This window comes from Paracoccus sp. P2 (assembly GCF_046335115.1).
Lineage (GTDB): Bacteria > Pseudomonadota > Alphaproteobacteria > Rhodobacterales > Rhodobacteraceae > Paracoccus > Paracoccus pantotrophus.
In genome coordinates this window covers 1-501 of record NZ_JBGOSN010000196.1, presented here as the reverse complement: position 1 = coordinate 501, position 501 = coordinate 1, and the positions used below count along the sequence as shown (strand labels likewise).

Genomic DNA, 501 nt, shown 5'->3' with positions numbered 1-501 from the left:
CCCTCTATCGCTACGTCGATGCCAACGGAAACCTCAGGGACCACGGAAGGCGCGTTTTATCGGCTTAGCGTAGGATTTAGCACCGTCCGGCAGCAGACCCCAGAATGCCGGGCGCGTGGGTTCCTGCCCGAAATATCGCTCGAGGCGACCAACAGCGACGGCATCTTCGGCCTTGTCATCGCCGGGGCCGGTGTCGCGATCTATTCCAGCGCGATCGGCAACATGCCCCGGCAAGGCATCGCGATCCGCCAATTGACCGACATGCCCGCCAAGCTGCCGATCACCGCGGTCTGGGAACGCGGCAATGCTTCGGAAGAGTTAACCGTCTTTCTAAGGTTCCTGCGCCGATTTCGACCCCTGGCCAAAAGCGGATGATCTATTCCTGGGCTCTGATGTCAGGTAACCGGCCGATTGTTACCGCGGCGACTGAGCCTTGATGCGGGCGACGAGTTCCGCGTCATCGACAAAGTCGTCGAGGAACGCGTGCCAGGTTTCGGTGGT

Annotated in this window: 1 protein-coding gene; it reads left to right on the top strand. The window is 60.9% G+C overall.

Translation table 11 applies throughout. From position 1 onward, the window contains the following. On the top strand, positions 1-375 hold a 375-nt coding region (locus ACDP63_RS25175; RefSeq protein ID WP_409928888.1), incomplete at its 5' end, for a LysR substrate-binding domain-containing protein. Between the last annotated feature and the right edge of the window lie 126 nt (positions 376-501).